This is a genomic window from Catenuloplanes nepalensis (assembly GCF_030811575.1).
In the GTDB taxonomy this organism is placed as follows: Bacteria; Actinomycetota; Actinomycetes; order Mycobacteriales; family Micromonosporaceae; genus Catenuloplanes; species Catenuloplanes nepalensis.
Map to the genome: position 1 here is coordinate 3,259,443 of NZ_JAUSRA010000001.1, position 16,921 is coordinate 3,276,363.

11 protein-coding genes are annotated in these 16,921 nt (G+C 72.2%); 10 read left to right on the forward strand and 1 reads right to left on the reverse strand.

The genetic code is table 11. The features are described 5' to 3' along the window. Nucleotides 1–3 precede the first annotated feature (3 nt). On the forward strand, nucleotides 4–402 hold the full coding sequence (locus tag J2S43_RS13860; protein ID WP_306829423.1) for a nuclear transport factor 2 family protein: 399 nt from the start codon (nucleotides 4–6) through the stop codon (nucleotides 400–402). A gap of 62 nt (nucleotides 403–464) precedes the next feature. Next, on the forward strand, nucleotides 465–1,151 hold the full coding sequence (locus J2S43_RS13865; RefSeq protein WP_306829425.1) for a TY-Chap2 family putative peptide chaperone: 687 nt from the start codon (nucleotides 465–467) through the stop codon (nucleotides 1,149–1,151). Between the two features lie 115 nt (nucleotides 1,152–1,266). On the opposite strand, the gene J2S43_RS13870 is transcribed toward J2S43_RS13865, so the two are convergent. Continuing rightward, entirely contained in the window at nucleotides 1,267–1,581 is a 315-nt protein-coding gene (locus J2S43_RS13870; protein ID WP_306829426.1) for a hypothetical protein, read from the reverse strand. Nucleotides 1,582–1,796: 215 nt separating this feature from the next. Here J2S43_RS13870 and J2S43_RS13875 point away from each other — a divergent pair, with 215 nt between their 5' ends. From J2S43_RS13875 to J2S43_RS13910, 8 genes are all read left to right on the forward strand, one after another. After that, complete coding sequence (locus tag J2S43_RS13875) at nucleotides 1,797–9,191, forward strand: RHS repeat-associated core domain-containing protein (RefSeq protein ID WP_306829427.1); 7,395 nt, start codon at nucleotides 1,797–1,799, stop codon at nucleotides 9,189–9,191. Between the two features lie 42 nt (nucleotides 9,192–9,233). Beyond that, complete coding sequence (locus tag J2S43_RS13880) at nucleotides 9,234–10,031, forward strand: hypothetical protein (RefSeq protein ID WP_306829428.1); 798 nt, start codon at nucleotides 9,234–9,236, stop codon at nucleotides 10,029–10,031. Beyond that, nucleotides 10,031–10,555 carry an Imm21 family immunity protein gene (locus J2S43_RS13885; RefSeq protein ID WP_306829429.1) on the forward strand — a complete coding sequence of 175 codons (525 nt, stop codon included), beginning with the start codon at nucleotides 10,031–10,033 and terminating at the stop codon, nucleotides 10,553–10,555. Before J2S43_RS13880 ends, J2S43_RS13885 begins: the two co-directional genes overlap by 1 nt. Before the next feature lie 52 nt (nucleotides 10,556–10,607). After that, nucleotides 10,608–11,069 carry a hypothetical protein gene (locus tag J2S43_RS13890; RefSeq protein WP_306829430.1) on the forward strand — a complete coding sequence of 154 codons (462 nt, stop codon included), beginning with the start codon at nucleotides 10,608–10,610 and terminating at the stop codon, nucleotides 11,067–11,069. A gap of 73 nt (nucleotides 11,070–11,142) precedes the next feature. Further along, nucleotides 11,143–12,357 carry a S8 family peptidase gene (locus J2S43_RS13895; protein ID WP_306839273.1) on the forward strand — a complete coding sequence of 405 codons (1,215 nt, stop codon included), beginning with the start codon at nucleotides 11,143–11,145 and terminating at the stop codon, nucleotides 12,355–12,357. Continuing rightward, nucleotides 12,354–13,403, forward strand: a complete 1,050-nt coding sequence (locus J2S43_RS13900) for a Dyp-type peroxidase (protein ID WP_306829431.1) — start codon at nucleotides 12,354–12,356, stop codon at nucleotides 13,401–13,403. Before J2S43_RS13895 ends, J2S43_RS13900 begins: the two co-directional genes overlap by 4 nt. A 216-nt stretch (nucleotides 13,404–13,619) precedes the next feature. Further along, nucleotides 13,620–15,962 carry an ATP-binding protein gene (locus J2S43_RS13905; protein ID WP_306829432.1) on the forward strand — a complete coding sequence of 781 codons (2,343 nt, stop codon included), beginning with the start codon at nucleotides 13,620–13,622 and terminating at the stop codon, nucleotides 15,960–15,962. A gap of 71 nt (nucleotides 15,963–16,033) precedes the next feature. Next, nucleotides 16,034–16,867: an alpha/beta fold hydrolase gene (locus J2S43_RS13910; protein WP_306829433.1), complete on the forward strand. Its 834-nt coding sequence runs from the start codon at nucleotides 16,034–16,036 to the stop codon at nucleotides 16,865–16,867. Nucleotides 16,868–16,921: the final 54 nt, after the last annotated feature.

Consider the following 16,921-nt stretch of genomic DNA (forward strand, 5'->3'; position numbering starts at 1 on the left):
ATCATGACCGTACTGGACACCGCGAAGCTGCTCTTCGAGCGCTGGTCGGCCGGGGACGCGGCCGGGCTGCGCGAGCTGCTCACCGACGACGCGACGCTCGTCCTGCCGCTGTCGGCCGACGGCTCACCGGAGCCGTTCTACACCTTCACCGGCGCCGACGGCGTCCTCGCATACATGCAGGGCGCGATGGCGAACCTGCCGCAGATCAAGTTCGTGAACCAGCAGTGGTCGGTCTCCGACGACGCCCGCTTCGTCCACCTGCACGCGGACGGTGACATGGTGGCGAGGACCGGCGCGCCGTACCGCAACAGGTACGTCTACCGCCTCACGTTCCGCGACGGCCGGATCGCCGCGATCGACGAGTACGCCAACCCGGTCGCCTGGACGAACCTGGGCCTCTGACAGCACTCCGCCCACGTGCTGCGGGGAGCACGTGGGCGGCCGGTCCCGCCTATCATGGCGCGGTGCAAGAGAAACGTTCGAACACAGTGGACTCGTGGATCATGGTGAGCGGCCTGGTCGGGCAGAATCCCGGACTCCTCGTGACGGAGACGCACCCCGGCAGTGGGGTCCACGACTGCCTCACGCTCTCGCGGGACGGCGTGGACGTCGTGGAGGTCGACCGGCTCGGCGACGTGCGGGTGCCGGACGGGGCGCCGTTCCGGCCGTTCCCGCTCGACCGGCTGTTCGGCGGCGACGACGCGATGGCGCTCCTCGCCGGCCTGCGCAGCGCCGCGGGCCTGCAATACCCGCCGAAGGCGCCGCCGGTCGTGGCGAACTCCCTGACCTACAGGGTGCTGGCGGTGACCGTGGCGCACTTCCGGCTCGACAGCGGCGAGTGGGACGTGCGGAACGAGGCGCTGGACACGGCCGGGAGCGGCGTCCGGCTCCGCGGGTTCGTCGACGCGTTCCCCGCGGCCGCCCGCCACGTGCGCGACGCCGCGCCGGTGGCCGGCCTGCGTCATCCGGCGCAGCGCTGCTGGGCGCTGCTGCGGGCCGGCGAGCCCGTTGCGATGCTGAGCACCGACGGCGCCGTGTTCGTCGGCGATGAGACGATCCACCTGCCCTCCGTGTACGAGCGGACCGGCGGGCGCCTGCACCACACCGCCCGGGCCGCGCTCGGCCCGGTGCTGCCCCTCCGCCACCGGTAGGCCGCTGTCAGCGGTTGTTGCGGCGCGGTGGTCACTGTGGACACTTCCGGCCGGCACGCGGCGATGAGCCGATCGCGACGAAGGCGGGCCGGGACTCCCCGGCCCGCCTTCCGCGTCAGGTGGCCAGTTTCAGGCAGGCGAGCAGGGCTGGGTCGGCCTCGGCGGCCGGGTCGGTGACCGGGGTGCCGCCGTCGACGAAGGCCCGGCGCTGCTCCGGCGTCGCGGACGTCATGTACCAGTCGGCCACGCAGTCGACGACCGGGTCCGGCGCGGTCGCCATGCGCTGATCCGACCGGATCCGCTCGACGACGCGATCCCGCTCGGCCGCGCCACCGTCCCCTGTGGACATGAACCAGCCGATACCGAGCGCGGCGACGAGCAACAGCGCGGCGGCCGCCACGCCGATCCGGCGAGTGGTGGTGGAGAGCATGGGCGAAGCATAGACCGGAAACCATGGCTGCAATGTTGCGTCTTGAACCCGACACGACAGGCGTTTCGGCAGCTGCGCAGCGGTCCACGCTCCACTTTGAGCATGGTGTGATGAAAGCCCGCACATCACGCGCCGAGAACCGTGTACGGTGACTGCGGTCGATGCCGGGAAGCGGTTGGCATTGACGCCTATGCGTCTGATCTACGGGGGATCACATGCTCATACCGCGGCGCTTCCGCGCGCCCTCACGCCTGCTCGCGGCGGCCGTCACGGCCGTCCTCGCGGTCACGTTCCTGCCGGCCGGCGCACCCGCCTCGGCCATCCCGGACGACCCGCCGGTCGAGCGCCCCGCCGCGGCGCAGGCTGAGCCGGCCGGCCCCCGCGACTACTTCTACGACGCCGCCGGCCAACTCGCCGGCGTGTCCGACCCGGCCACTGGCGCCGCGGCGTACCGCTACGACGACGCCGGCAACCTGCTGGAGACCACGCGTCTCGCGGCCGGCGACCTCAGCGTGTTCGCGCTGGTCCCGGCGCGCGGCCCGACCGGCACCCCGGTCGAGGTCAGCGGCGTCGGCTTCGCGTCCACCGCGGCCGGCAACCAGGTCACCGTGGACGGGGTCGCGGCCACGGTCACGGCCGCCACTGCCAACCGGCTGACCGTCACGATCCCGGCCGGCGCGACCGCCGGCGTCGTCCAGGTCACGGCGAACGGCAAGACCGCGCGGGCCGAGCGCCCCTTCAAGGTCGAGACCGGCACACCCGCGCCCACGATCACCGCGCTCTCCACGGACCGTGGCAACCGCAACGACCTGATCACCATCACGGGTACGGGTTTCGACCCCGCCGCCACGCGCAACGTGGTGATGTTCCACCGCACGGTCGCGCAGGTGCAGACCGCGTCCGCGACGAGCCTGACCGTGCGCGTCCCGGCGGCCGCGTCCTCCGGGCGGGTCACCGTGCGCACGCCGGGCGGCACCGCGACCAGCGCGGCCGACTTCCTGGTCGCCCCGCGCGGCTTCGTGATGAACAACCTGGTCTACGGCGGGCGGCTCAAGGCGGGCCAGCCCGCGATCACGGTCACCGTACCCGCGGGAAAGCAGTCCTTGGTCCTGATCGACGGCGTCGCCGGTGAGTCGCTGAACCTGCGGTTCGAGGGCAACACCGTACCCGTGCGGTCGGCTCTGTGGCTGTTCACGCCGCACGGCGGCAACTTCGCCCGCGGCACGCTCGGCGACCCGCTGGACCTGTGGGCCGGCAACACGCTCAGCCAGGACCTGCCGAAGCTGACCGCCACCGGTACGTACGCGATGGTGATCAAGCCGAACGACGACGCGGCAGGCCAGGTGCGGATCACCGCGTCGAACACGCTGACCGGCAACGCGCTCACCGCGGACGGATCCGGCGTCCCGTTCCAGGTCACGGTCGCGCAGCAGGCCGTGGAGCTGCCGTTCCAGGCGACCGCGAACCAGTGGCTCAGCCTCGGCATGACCGACATCAGCGAGCCGGCGAACACGCTCGTGGTGCGCGCGACCGCGCCGGACGGGACGTACTACTCCTGGTCGTCGCCGCTCACCCAGTACACGCCGACCATGATCTTCAAGCCCACCGTCTCCGGCACCTGGAAACTGTCGCTGACCTGGGGCGCGAACCAGCTCGGCTTCGGCCGGGTGTGGCTGTCCAAGGTGGTCGACGGCGGCACGCTCGGCATCAACGGCGCCACCGCCACCGCGAACATCACCCGGCCCGGCCAGTCCGTGCGGCTGCCGTTCACCGGCACCACCGGGCAGCGGCTGCAGCTCGGCTTCTCGGAGAACACACTGCAGGCCAACGACCGCCCGCAGTACCCGTCCACGATCATGACGCAGCCGAACGGCACCCAGGTCGAGCTGCGCGCCGGATATGCCGAGACGCGTGACATCCCGGTGCTTACCCAGACCGGCGAGCACTCCATCTTCGTCACCGGCTGGCTCGCGGTCGGCTCGGTCAAGGCCTGGCTCTCCTCGCCGAACGAGGCCGGCCTGATCGCGCCGAGCACGAAGAAGACGGTCACGATCGACCGGCCGGGCCGCGACGCCTGGCTCGACTACGACGGCGTCGCCGGCCGCCCGCTGTGGATGACGACCGCGGACAGGAACCTGCCGGGCGAGGTCTACCTGCGCATCTACCGGCCGAACGGCAGCCTGCTCAACCTCGGCCGCAACTTCGACATCGCGTCGCTGCCGGACACCGGGCGCTACCGCATCCAGGTCGACCCGGAGAGCCCCGGCACGGGTACGGTCGGGGTGATCGCGGCCGAGCCACGCAACCTGGGCACGCTCACGATCGACGGTCCCGCGCTGGCGCCCGGCGCGCTGCTGCCCGGCCAGAAGGTGACCGCCACGTTCACCGGCGCGGTCGGCCAGCGGCTGGCGTTCTCCACCCAGGGCGACGTCCAGTGGATGAACAGCCGCATCCTCCGGCCGGACAAGACCGTGCTGGACAGCCAGTTCGCGCTGGACTTCCGCAACGGCCGGGACATCCCCGCACTGAACGTCGCCGGCGTCTACACCATCGAGCTGACGCCGTACCAGCAGGCCAGCGGCAGCGTCGGCATGCAGCTCTACGGCGAGCACGACAACGGCGCGATCACGATCGGCGCGCCGGCGAAGACGATCTCGTTCCCGAAGCCGGCGCAGAACGGCCGGGTCACGTTCGACGCGACCGCGGGTGACCTGCTGGAGCTGGAGGTCGCCGGATCGCTCTGGACTTACCTGAGCTACCAGTCGATCTACGAGCCGGCCGGCACCGCGCTGCTGACGCGCACCGCGATCACCCGCCGGATCACCTCACTGCCCACCATCCGGGCCACCGGCACGCACACGTTCGTGTTCGACTTCGCGACCAACACGCCGGGCGGGCTGCCGGGCGACGGGCAGATCACGCTGCGCCGCCGAGCGTCCGCGGCCGCGGCGCAGTCGCAGTCCCGGAACGCTTCCGAGACACCCGCGGCCGCACCGGCCTGTGCCACCCCGGCCGAGACGATAACCGGACTCTCCGCGCCCGCACCCGAGCAGGGTGGCGTGCGCGGCGAGGATCCGCGGCAGGGTGAGACCGCGCCGCTGCCCGGCTGCGAGAGCCCGGGCTGGACGCCGGGCGCGCGCAACCTCGGCGGCGAGGACTGGTCCACCGGGCGTGAGGCGGCACCGACCCGGGAGCGCGCGCTGCAGTTCCCGGTCGGCGTCACCGGCGTCGCCGGCCGCGTGCTCGACGTCAACGACCGCCCGCTCAAGGGCGTCACGGTCGGCGCGGCCGGCCGGAAGGTCACCACGGACGCCGACGGCTTCTTCGCGCTCACCGGCGTGCCCGGCGGCCACCTGTCGATGCGCGTGGACGGCCGCGGCACCGGCCAGCACGGCGTGTTCGACATCGGCGTGGAGGTCGCGCGCGGCGAGGTGCTCGTTCTGCCGTACACCGTGTTCCTGCCGAAGCTGGACGCGGCGAACACGGTCACGGTGAAGAGCCCGACCGCGAAGGAGGTCGTGCTCACCACGAAGGCGATCCCCGGCCTCGAGGTGCGCATCCCGGCCGGCACCGTCATCCGCGACGCGGACGGCAACGTCACCGACCAGGTCAGCCTCACGCCGATCCCGGTCGACCGCTCACCGTTCCCGCTGCCGCCGACGAAGGTCCCGGTCTACTTCACGGTCCAGCCCGGCGGGGGAGTCCTGTTCCCCGAGGGCGCGAAGATCATCTACCCGAACTACACGCACGAGCCGCCCGGCACCCGCACCCACTTCTGGAACTACGACCCGGACGGCCAGGGCTGGCACATCTACGGCCTGGGCCGCGTCTCCCCGGACGGCAAGCAGATCATCCCGGACGACGACGTCCGCTTCTACCGCCTGACCGGCGCCATGACCGCGGTCCCCGGCCTCAACCCGGCCCGCCTCGCGCCGAAACCGAACGGCACCCGCGTCGCTGACCCGGTCGACCCGGCCACCGGCCTGCTGGTCGACGAGACGGTCGACCTGACGATCAACGACGTCGTGCCGATCGAGATCAAGCGCACGTACCAGCAGGGCGACACGGACACCCGGACATTCGGCGTCGGCACGAACTTCGACTACGGCATGTTCCCCTGGTCACCGGGCCAGATCGGCAGCTTCGACTTCCAGCAGTTCGACCTGGTCCAGCCGGACGGCAGCAAGGTGCACTACACCCGCACCTCGCCCGGCAACGACTACGCCGGCGCCGTGTTCGCCGCGGATCCGACGCCGACGCGGTACGCCGGGTCCGTGGTCCGGTGGAACGGCGACGGCTGGGATGTGGAGCTGCGCGACGGCACCGTCTACGTGCTCGGCGACGAGGCGCCCATCCAGGAGATCCGCGACAAGTTCGGCAACACCACCACCATCACCCGTGCCACGTCCGCGCCGGGCACCGACGGCAAGGTCCGGCAGAACGGCGCGATCACCCAGATCACGTCGCCGAACGGACGGTGGGTCAAGTTCGGCTACGACCAGGGCAATCCCCCCAAGGTCACCTCGATCGAGGACAACGCCGGCCGCACGGTCCGCTACGCCTACGACACCACGAACCATCTGCGGACGGTCACCGGCGTCACCGGCGGCGTCACCGAGTACACCTGGACCACCGCCGGGCTGCTGGAGTCGATCAAGGACCCACGCGGCACGACGTTCCTGGTGAACACGTTTGACGCCGCAGGCCGGGTGAAGACGCAGAAGGCGGCCGACGGGGGCCTGACCACGTTCGACTACGTCGACGTCAACGGCGTGATCACCGAGACGCGGATGACGAACGCCCGCGGGAAGGTCCGGCGCTTCACGTTCAACGACAAGGGCTCAGTGCTCACCGACACCATCGGGTACGGCACCGCGCTCGCCCAGACCACCACGAAGGAGTACGGCGCCGACGGCGTCCGGGCGTCCGCGGTCATCGACTCGCTCAACCGGCGCACCGGGTACACGTACAACGCGGCCGGCCAGATCAGCCACATCAAGCTGCTGGACGGGACCACACAGGCGCGCACCGAGCTGTACGAGTTCACCGGGCCGCACGCCGAGCTGACGAAGTACACCGACGTCTACGGCAAGCCGACCGTCTACGAGCTCGACCCGCGCGGCGCGGTCAAGAGCATCACCGACCCGGCGAACCGCAAGACGTCGTTCACCGTCAACGGCGCGGGCCAGATCACCGAGGTGACCGACCCGGCCGGGAAGAAGCGGATCACCGCCTTCAGCGGCGCTGACCCGATCACGGTGACCGACGAGGCGGGCCGGGTCCGGACCAGCGCGTTCGACTCGCTCGGCCGGCAGATCACGGTCACCGACGGGCGCGGTGCACGCACGGAGACCACTTACGACGCCGGGAACCAGGTACGGACCCTCACCGACGCGCTCGGCCGGACGATCTCGTTCGACTACGACCCGAACGGCAACCAGAAGACGGTGACGGACGCCCGTCAGCACACCACCACCTTCGGATACGACTCGATGGATCTGGTGGAGACCGTCACCGACCCGGCCGGCGCGGTCGAACGGTTCGACTACGACCTCAACGGGAACCTGAGCACGCACACCAGCCGGCGCGGCATCGTGACCGGGCACGACTACGACGATCTGGACCGGCGGATCACCACCCGGGTCGGTAGCGAGTCCACCATCGGGTACACCTACGACGCGGGTGACCGGCTCCGGCGGACCGAGGACTCGGTCTCCGGCGTCACCACGGTGGACTACGACGACTTCGACCGGGTCACCGGAGAGACCGGGCCGCAGGGCACGGTCGCCTACGCCTACGGCGCCACCGTGCGGGACCGGACCACCACTGTGGCGGGCTCGCCGACGATCCGGCACGTCTACGACGCGAACGGCGAACTGGCCGAGGTGCAGCGCAACGGCACCACCGTCACCACGGTCACCCGCGACACGGTCGGCCGGGCCGAGCGGGTCGGGGCGCCGGGGACGGGCATCGGCCAGACGTACACCTACGACGCGGCCGGGCTGGTCAAGACGATCACCTACCGCAACGGGAGCACAGTCCTGGGCGATCTGGCCTACGACTACGACGCATCCGGGCAATCGGTCCGGACCACCGGCATGTACTCGCGCACCCAGCTGCCGGAGGCATTCGGGCCGGCCACGTACGACGAGGCCGACCGGATCGAAACGATCGGTGGTACGGCGGTCACCTACGACGCCGACGGCAACCTGACCTCGGACGGCACCACGACGTATACGTGGAACGCCCGGGGCGAGCTGTCCGGTCTGTCCCGCGCGGGCCTGACGGCGCAGTTCGGCTATACGCCGGACGGCCGCCGGCAGAGCCGCACCGTCAACGGCGCCACCACCGGGTATCTCTACGACGGGCAGAACCCGCTCCAGGAGAAGGCCGGTGGCGCCGTCACCGCGACGATGACCAGTTCCGGCGTGGACGGGTTCCTCACCCGCGAGTCCGGCGGAGTCACCCGGCGGTACCTCACCGACGCGCTGGGCAGCACACTGGGCCTGGTCGACGGCGGCGGCACCGGTGCGTCGTACGCCTACGAGCCGTTCGGCGACACCACGGTCACCGGTGACGACGGCGGGAACCCGTACCGGTTCACCGGACGGGAGGACGACGGCACCGGGCTCTACTACTACCGGTCGCGGTACTACAGCCCGGTCCTGCAACGGTTCATCAGCGAGGACCCGATCGGGCTCGCGTCCGGGGATACGAACCCGTACGCATACGTCTTCAACCACCCGACCGCACTGACCGACACGATGGGCACCAAGCCGACCACGTCCCGGCCGGGAGGCTCGGGCGACTGCTACGGCAGCAGCCTGACGAACAGCTTCACACCGGACACACTGGTGCGGATGGCCGACGGCACGGCCCGGCGGATCGCGGACGTCAAGGTCGGCGACCGGGTGCTCGCCGCCGACGCCACGACCGGCACGGCCACTGGCCGGACGGTGACCGGCACGATCACCGGCGACGGTGAGAAGGCGCTGGTCGACGTGTCGATCGACTCCGACGGTGACGGGACGGCCGACTCGGTGGTGACCGCGACCGACGGGCACCCCTTCTGGGTCGCCGATCCGGGGGAGTGGCGGGACGCGAAGGACCTCCGGCCGACAGACCTGCTGCGCACCGCCGCCGGGACGTACGCACAGGTCACCGCGGTCGCCCAGCGGACCGAGAACGCTCGGGTTCACAACCTTACCGTCGACGGCCCGCACACGTACTTCGTGGTGGCCGGCGAGCGCTCGGTCCTGGTCCACAACTCCGCCTGCCGCTCGTTCGGCAACCACTCGCCGAACGGCCGAATGGATATCCCGGAGACTCAGGGCCTCTACATCATCAAGATGAAGGACGGCCGAATCTACGTCGGATCGGCCACCGAGAAGAACACCATTCACCGGCGCATCCACCGCGCGTTCTCCGACGACAAACACGCCGTCAAGGGCGCCGGCTACAAGCAGAAGGACGTCCAGGAGCTGGACTGGATCGAGATGGAGGGCCTCTCTGCCGCCGACATCCACGCGGCTGAACAGGGACTCATCGACTACTACGGCGGCATCCGTGGCGGCAAACTGATCAACAAGATCAATGCGCCCAAGCCGTAGGCTTCTCAGGCCTGTTCCGTCGGAGCTCGAGGAGACGCGACGATGCCGGATGCCGACTTTCGGATCCTGAGGTGGTACGGGGACATGGACGGCCCGTGGTCGGTCGCCGCGCCGGAGCGTTTCCGGCGCGGCGGGTACGACGGGCTGGTCCTGGTACCCGGCCGGTCCTGGACGCCGGACGACCTGACGCTGCTGCACGGCCTGCCCGGACTGCGGATGTTCGCGCTCGAGCAGCGGCTGCGCCGGGACACGGAGGCGTTCACGATCGACACACTGGAGGAGCTCTCGCTGGTGACCGGCGCACGGGCACCGGTGCCGGAGGTCGTTCAGCCGCACCTGACCCGCCTCACTCTCACTGACCGCGACGGCATCGACGTCGCCATCCGGTGGCCACGGCTGCGGGACCTGCAGCTCGGGCAGTGGCGGGCGCCGGACTGCCAGCGGCTGGCGGGCGCGAAGTCGCTCACCGGCATCCGGCTCGACGGCCGTGGTCAGCAGGCCACGCTGCACGGCATCGAGGACTGCGCGGATCTGGAGACGTTGGAGACGCAGCGGGTGTCGGTGAACGGAATCGATCCGCTCACCGGCCTCAGCCGTCTGCGTGAGGTGCGGCTGATGACGTCGAAGGACCGCCCGCACGGCGGTCTCGACCTGGCGGCACTCGCGTCGAGCCGGATCGAGCGCGTCTGGATCTCACATGCTGTCCGGCTGACGTCGCTGGCGACGCTCGGCGCGATCCCGTCACTCAGCGAGGTCCGGCTCATCGGGTGCTCCTTCGACGAGCGGGACCTCGCAGAGCTGCGCAGTCTGGCACCGAGAGCCGAGGTGAGCATCAGCTGATGACGACCATGCGCAGTGTGCAGTCCTTCGGCGGGCCGCTGATCCTGCTGCCGTACGACGCGGTGCCGTCGTGGACCGGGTCCTATGGGCCCGGCGGCGACGACGAGGTGGACGAGGAGGAGACGGAGTACTGGCGGGTCAGCGAGCTGGTGCAGGACTACGCGGAACCGGTCGACGTGGCCGGGGTGGAGGCGCTCGTGCTGGCCAACGGCAAGGCGCCCACCACCTTCCTGCCCGACCTCGGGCTGCTGGTCCAGGTGCTCGCGCACGGCACCCGCACCTCGCCGGTCGACCGGGCGCGCGAGGTGCTGCCCCGGCTGGAGCGGAAACGCGTCACCGAGTGGCAGTGCGGCGGGCCAGGTCTGCTCTTCGACTCGGCCCGGTACGGCCCGGAGGTGCACGACGCGGACGGACTGCCCGTGAACCTCGTCGCCGACCGGTACCGGGTCGCGTCCGGGTACTGGCTTCCGGCGGACGACGGCGACAGTTCACTGGCGCTGACCACGATCGAGCGGATGCCATGACCGGTTCCGCGCGACAGACCGGCGGACGACGTCACACGGGAAGGGGACAGCGGTGACAGCCGAGGCCCGCGCGGTGCTGTGCGCCCTCGCCGACGTGGCGCGCCTGCCGGCACCGGCGAAGCTGCCGGAGCGGCTGGCCGCGGCCGGCTGGACCGAGGCCGAGTTCGGCAGCGCGGGACTGCAGCGCTGGACATTCGGCGAGATCGAGACGACCTACCACGGCGGTGGGACGGCGATCATCGAGACCACCGTCGACCTGGTCGAGCCGGACACCGACGACGAGGACTTCCTCTACGAGGAGTTCGCGATCCGCTTCGCGCGGATGCTGGCCTCAGCCGAAGAGCTGCTCGGCCCGACCGACTTCCGCGGGATGTACGGCGACGACGGTTTCCCGGACGAGGAGGCGGAAGCCGTCGAGGCGGCGCGCTGGCACCTCGGCGCGGGCTCGGCCGGTCTCAACCTGATGCACGAGGACCAGGGCGTGCCGTTCCGGCTCACCGTGACGGCGACCTGACGACGTAACACGCACGGTGTCCGGCCGCGGCGGCCGGACACCGCCGACACGGGGGAGGACGTACGTGAGATCGATGGTGAGTGTGGTCGCGGCGGCGCTGCTGGTCGCCGCGACGGGCGGTGCCGCGCAGGCCGCGCCGGCCGCGACTGGGCCGGTGTTCGCGCCGGCCGGGGCCGAGGTGGTCGAGGGGCAGTACATCGTGGCGCTGAAGGCCACGGTGGGGACGGCGTCCGTGGCGTCGGCCGCCTCGTCGGTCGCGAAGGCGTACGGCGGCACGGTCCGCCGGACGTTCGCCCGTACGATGACCGGCTTCGTCGTCACCGCGACCGAGGAGCAGGCGGCCCGGCTCGCCGCTGACCCGCGGGTGGCGCGGGTGGAGGCGGACGCGATCGTGCGCGGCGCGGACACCCAGTGGTACCCGATCTGGAACCTGGACCGGGTCGACCAGCGCTCCACCGTGCTCGACGACGCCTACAGCTACCCGGCGCAGGCCGGTGAGGGCGTCACCGCGTACATCATGGACACCGGCGTGCGCACCACGCACACCCAGTTCGGCACACGGGCCAGCGTCGGCTTCGACGCGATCGGCGACGGCTGGAACGGCCAGGACTGCAACGAGCAGGGCCACGGTACGCACGTGGCCGGCACGGTCGGCGGCACCACCTACGGCCTGGCGCCGAAGGCGAAGCTGGTCTCCGTGCGCGTGCTGGGCTGCAACAACACCGGCACGGTCAGCCAGATCATCGCGGGCGTCGAGTGGATCACCCAGAACGCGGTGCGGCCGGCCGTGGTCAACATGAGCCTCGGTGGCGGTGAGTCGCTGCTGGAGGAGAACGCGATCGCCGCGTCGATCAACGCCGGCATCACGTACGTGGTCGCGGCCGGCAACTCCGACCTGGACGCGTGCGCGTACAGCCCGGCCGGGCTCGCCTCCGCGATCACGGTCGGTGCGATGAACACGATCGGCGAGCGCGCGACCGGCTGGGGGTCGCCGGACCCGGGGTCGAACTACGGCACCTGCCTGGACCTGTTCGCGCCCGGCGAGAGCATCAAGTCCGCGCACAACGCCACCGACCGGGCCACCCGCGCGCTGCGTGGCACCTCGATGGCGTCGCCGCACGTGGCGGGTGCGGTCGCGCTGATCCTGTCGGTGTATCCGTCCGCGACACCGGCACAGATCACCACGCTGCTGATCAACAACTCCACGCCGAACGCGCTGCGCGCCGACACGCTGCGCAGCTCGCCGAACCGTCTGCTGTTCACCCCCGAGATCATCCCGGCACCGTGACGGGTGACCTCAGCCGCCGGGCCCTCCTCACCGCGATCGGTGCGGCGGGCCTGGCGAGCGCCTGCTCCGCCCCGCCGGCCGCGGCGCCCCCGGCCCGGAAGCAGGCCGCGCAGCCGCGGCTGGAGGCGGTGCTCGCGCCGGTCGGCCCGGCCACCGTGCTGCTCGCGCTGGACGTCACCGCGCCCGGCCGGCCCGGCCTGGAGAGCGTGCTTCGGGAGCTGGGCGACCGGCTGCCGCGCGCCACCGCCACCGTCGCGGTCGGTGCGGCGCTCTTCGACGGGCGGTTCGGCCTGTCCGCGCCGCGCCGGCTGGCCCCGATGCCCGCGTTCCGGGCCGACGTGCTCGACCCGGCCTGGTGCCACGGCGACCTGCTCGTGCAGGTCTCCGGCGAATCGGCCGACGCGGTCGCGGCGCCGCTGTCCCCGCCGGTACCCGGCACGCACGAACGGTGGCGGATCGCCGGGCACCACCCGCCGTCGCCGGACGGAGCCGTGCGCAACCTGTTCGGGTTCCGGGAGGGCTCGGGCAACCCGGACACGGGCGACGCCGCGCTGATGGACAGGGTCGTCTGGATCGGCCCGGACGACGGCGAGCCGGGCTGGTGCGTGGGCGGCACGTACCAGGTGGTGCGGTTGATCGCCCTGGCCATGCCGACCTGGGACCGGGAGACCGATCAGGAGCACGAGCGGGTGTTCGGCCGGTCCAAGAGCACCGGCGCGCCGCTCGGCCGGGTGCACGAGACCGACCGGCCGGACCACGCCGCCGACCCGGACGGACGGGTGATCGGGCTGGACGCGCACATCCGCCGCGCGAACCCGGGTGAGCCACCGCGCATGCTGCGGCGCGGCTACTCGTACCACCGGGAGTCCGACGCCGGGCAGATCTTCATCAGTTACCAGCGCGACCCGGAGCACGGCTTCGCCACCGTGCAGCGTCGGCTGGCCGGCGAGGCGCTGGAGCGCTACACGCTGCCGTTCGGCGGCGGCTACTTCCTCGCGCTACCGCACGACGACGCGTTCCCCGGCCGCGCCATGCTCGGCGCCTGACCGTGGGTTCCCCGGGCCGGGCCTCTCTCAAGCTCTCGGTGGCCGGGCGAACGCGCCGGTGACCCATGATCGAGGCCTCCCTCCCGTCGTCGGAACGACGTGAGGGAGGCCTCGATCACCGGAAGGCCGGCCGGCGACGGCGCGGGTCGCCGTGACCGACGTCGCCCGGTCCGCGCGCCCGGCCGGCCCGGCGGAGGCGTCTGTTAGAACATGACCGTGCCGGATCAATCGTTCGGGGCCCGGCTGCGCGCGCTGCGGCAGGCCGCCGGGCTCACCATGGAGCAGCTGGCCGAGGCGTCCGGCGTGAGCGCGCGGGCGATCAGCGACATGGAGCGCGGGCACAGCCGGGCACCGCAGGCCCGCACCCGCGCCGCGCTCGCGGCCGCGCTCGGCGCCGGTGCGGACGCGCTGGCCGGCGATGTCCCAGCCCGTACCGACGGGCGCCCCCGCACACACGACCTGCCTCGCGCGATCACCGACTTCGTCGGAAGGAACGACGAGATCCGGCGGGTACGCGCCCACGCCGCCACCGACGGGACCGGCCCCGCGCCGGTCGTGGTCGTGCACGGGCAGGGCGGGCTCGGCAAGACCGCGCTCGCGTTGCGCGCCGCCGGGGAGCTGGCCGAGGCGTACCCGGACGGTCGGTTCCACGTCGACCTGCGCGGCGCCGAATCCGGGCCGCTGCCGCCGGGCGAGGCGCTGATGCGGCTGCTGCGCGCGCTCGACGTCGCGCCGCGCCGGATCGCCGGCGACGACGACGAACGCGCCGGCCAGCTCCGCGACGCGCTCCGCGACCGCCGCTGCCTGCTGGTGCTGGACGACGCGGCCGACGAGGCCCAGGTCCGCCCGCTACTTCCGGGGGACGGCCGGAGCCTGACGCTGATCACCAGCCGGCGCGCGCTGGCAGGCCTGGAGGGCGTGCTACGCCTCCCGCTCGCGCCGCTGGCACCGCACGAGTCGGCCGCGCTGCTCGCCCGGATCGCCGGGCAGGCCGCCGACCCGGCCTCCGCGGCCGACGTCGGCACGGTCGCCGGGCTGTGCGGCCACCTGCCGCTCGCGCTGCGGATCGCCGGGACCCGGCTGGCCAGCCGCCCGGCCTGGACCGTCGGCCACCTGGTCGCCCGGCTCGCCGACGAGGACCGGCGGCTCGCGGCGCTGACCGCGGGCGACACGTCCGTCGAGGCCGCGTTCGCGCTCTCGCACGCGCAGGTCTCCCACGCCGGACGGGCGCTGTTTCGCCGGCTCGGTCACGTCCCCGGCCCGGACTTCGGCCTCCCGATCGCCGCGCTACTCACGGGCGATCCCGGCCCCGACCGCGATTCCGGCTCTGGCCACGCTCTCGACCGCGACTCCGGCCCTGGCCGCGGTCCCGGCCGCGACGCCGGTCCCGGTGGCGGCACCGGCCGCAACGCCGATCACGACGGCGGCACCGAGCGCGGCGACGACCTGCTGAACGCGCTCGACGAGCTGGAGGAGCTCGGCCTCCTCGAACCCGCCGGCCCGGACCGCTACCGGTTCCACGACCTGATCCGCCTCTTCGCCCGCGACCGGCTGCGCCGCGAGGAGTCGGCCGGCGCCCGGGCCGCGACCGAGCAGGCCATGTCCCGGCGGATCCTGGAGACCGCGATCGTCGCCGGCCGCTGGTTCGAGCCCGGCTACGGCGCACCGCCGGACGGCTGGACCGGCCTGGTCCCGCTGCCGTCCCAGGACGACGCGGCCGCCTGGCTGCAGCTGGAGGCGGAGAACTGGCTCGGCGCGCTGCGCGTGCTGGCCGCCGCGGGCGACGATCAGCTCGTCGTCGACACGGCCGAGGCGATGCACTGGTACTCGGACCGCACCCACTACTGGACCGGCTGGTACGAGGTGTTCGGCCTGTCCAGGGCCGCGGCCGCTCGGCTGCCCGACCGCCGGCAGGAGGTGACCCACCTCAATTATCTCGCCTGGGCCGCCGCCACCTGCGTGCACCGCACCGACGAGGGCGCCCGGCTGGCGATGGAGGCGCACGACGTCGCGGTCACGCTCGGCGACCTGCGCGAGCAGGCGTGGGCCCTGCAGTACGCGGCCGAGTCCTGGCGGCGCGCCGGCGCGCCGGAACGCTCGCTGGACGCGGTCCGCCGCGCCGTGCCGCTGGCTGACGCGGCCGGCGACCACGATTCGTACGTGCAGCTCTTCCAGCGCATCGGCGTGGTCCTGATCGACCTCGGTCGCTACGACGAGGCGCTGGAGTCGTTCCGGACCACGCTGCGCGAACTCGGCCGCCGTCCGGTCGCACCCGAGCCCGCGCTCGGCGCCCGGACCGGCGCGCACACGTTCGCCGCGCTCGCGCTCGCCAGGGCCGGCCGCTGGCCGGACGCGCTGCGCGAGGCGGAGCGGGCGCTGCCGCTGGCCACCGAGTTCGGCGGGAACAGCCTTCTCAGCCTCGCCCACCTGGTGCGCGGCCGGGCCCGTAACGCGCTCGGCGCGGACGGCCGCGACGACCTCATCCGCGCGCTCGAACACATGGAGATCTCCGGCTACCACAAGTACGAGGCCGAGGCGCGCGCGGAGCTTTCTGCGTAAGTTCCTGCGTGGTCTCCCACGCGTACCGCTGATTGCATTGATGCAGTCGCACCACGCACACAGGGAGCACCATGACGTTCGTGACCACGCCCGACGGCACCCAGATCTACGTCAAGGACTGGGGCGCCGGCCGGCCGGTCGTGCTCAGCCACGGCTGGCCGCTGAACTCCGACAGCTGGGAGTCGCAGGCGCTGCACCTCGCCGCGAACGGCTACCGGGTGATCGCGCACGACCGTCGCGGACACGGCCGGTCCACCCAGACCTGGCACGGCAACGAGATGAACACGTACGCGGACGACCTCGCCGCCGTGATCGAGGCGTACGACCTGCGCGACGCGACGCTGATCGGCTTCTCCACCGGCGGCGGCGAGGTCGCCCGCTACATCGGCCGGCACGGCACCGCCCGGGTCGCGCAGGCCGTGCTCGTCTCCGCGGTTCCGCCGCTGATGCTTCGCACGGACGACAACCCGGGCGGCGTACCCCTGGAGGTCTTCGAGGGTCTGCGGGCCGGCTCGCTGGCCGACCGGTCGCAGCTCTACCGCGATCTCGCGGACGGCCCCTTCTTCGGCAACAACCGGCCCGGCGCGGACGTCTCGCAGGGCATGCGCGACTCGTTCTGGCTGCAGGGCATGGCGTCCGGGCACCGCAACGCGTACGAGTGCATCGCCGCGTTCTCCGCCACCGACTTCCGCCCCGACCTGGCCGCGTTCGACGTGCCCACGCTGGTCGTGCACGGCGACGACGACCAGGTCGTCCCGTTCGAGGTCGGCGGCAAGGCCTCCGCCGCGCTGATCAGGGACGCGGAACTGATCGTCTACCCCGGAGCGCCGCACGGCATCACGGACACGCACAAGGACCGGCTCAACAGCGATCTGCTCACGTTCCTCAACACCTTCAACAACTGACAAACAAACACCCCATCGCGGGTACGCCGCGGCAGGTCTCATATCGTTGACCTC

Coding starts and splice junctions, on each gene's coding strand:
- J2S43_RS13860 (WP_306829423.1), top strand. CDS start 4: ATGACCGTACTGGACACCGCGAAGCTGCTCTTCGAGCGCTGGTCGGCC.
- J2S43_RS13870 (WP_306829426.1), bottom strand. CDS start 1,581: ATGCTCTCCACCACCACTCGCCGGATCGGCGTGGCGGCCGCCGCGCTG.
- J2S43_RS13875 (WP_306829427.1), top strand. CDS start 1,797: ATGCTCATACCGCGGCGCTTCCGCGCGCCCTCACGCCTGCTCGCGGCG.
- J2S43_RS13880 (WP_306829428.1), top strand. CDS start 9,234: ATGCCGGATGCCGACTTTCGGATCCTGAGGTGGTACGGGGACATGGAC.
- J2S43_RS13885 (WP_306829429.1), top strand. CDS start 10,031: ATGACGACCATGCGCAGTGTGCAGTCCTTCGGCGGGCCGCTGATCCTG.
- J2S43_RS13895 (WP_306839273.1), top strand. CDS start 11,143: ATGGTGAGTGTGGTCGCGGCGGCGCTGCTGGTCGCCGCGACGGGCGGT.
- J2S43_RS13910 (WP_306829433.1), top strand. CDS start 16,034: ATGACGTTCGTGACCACGCCCGACGGCACCCAGATCTACGTCAAGGAC.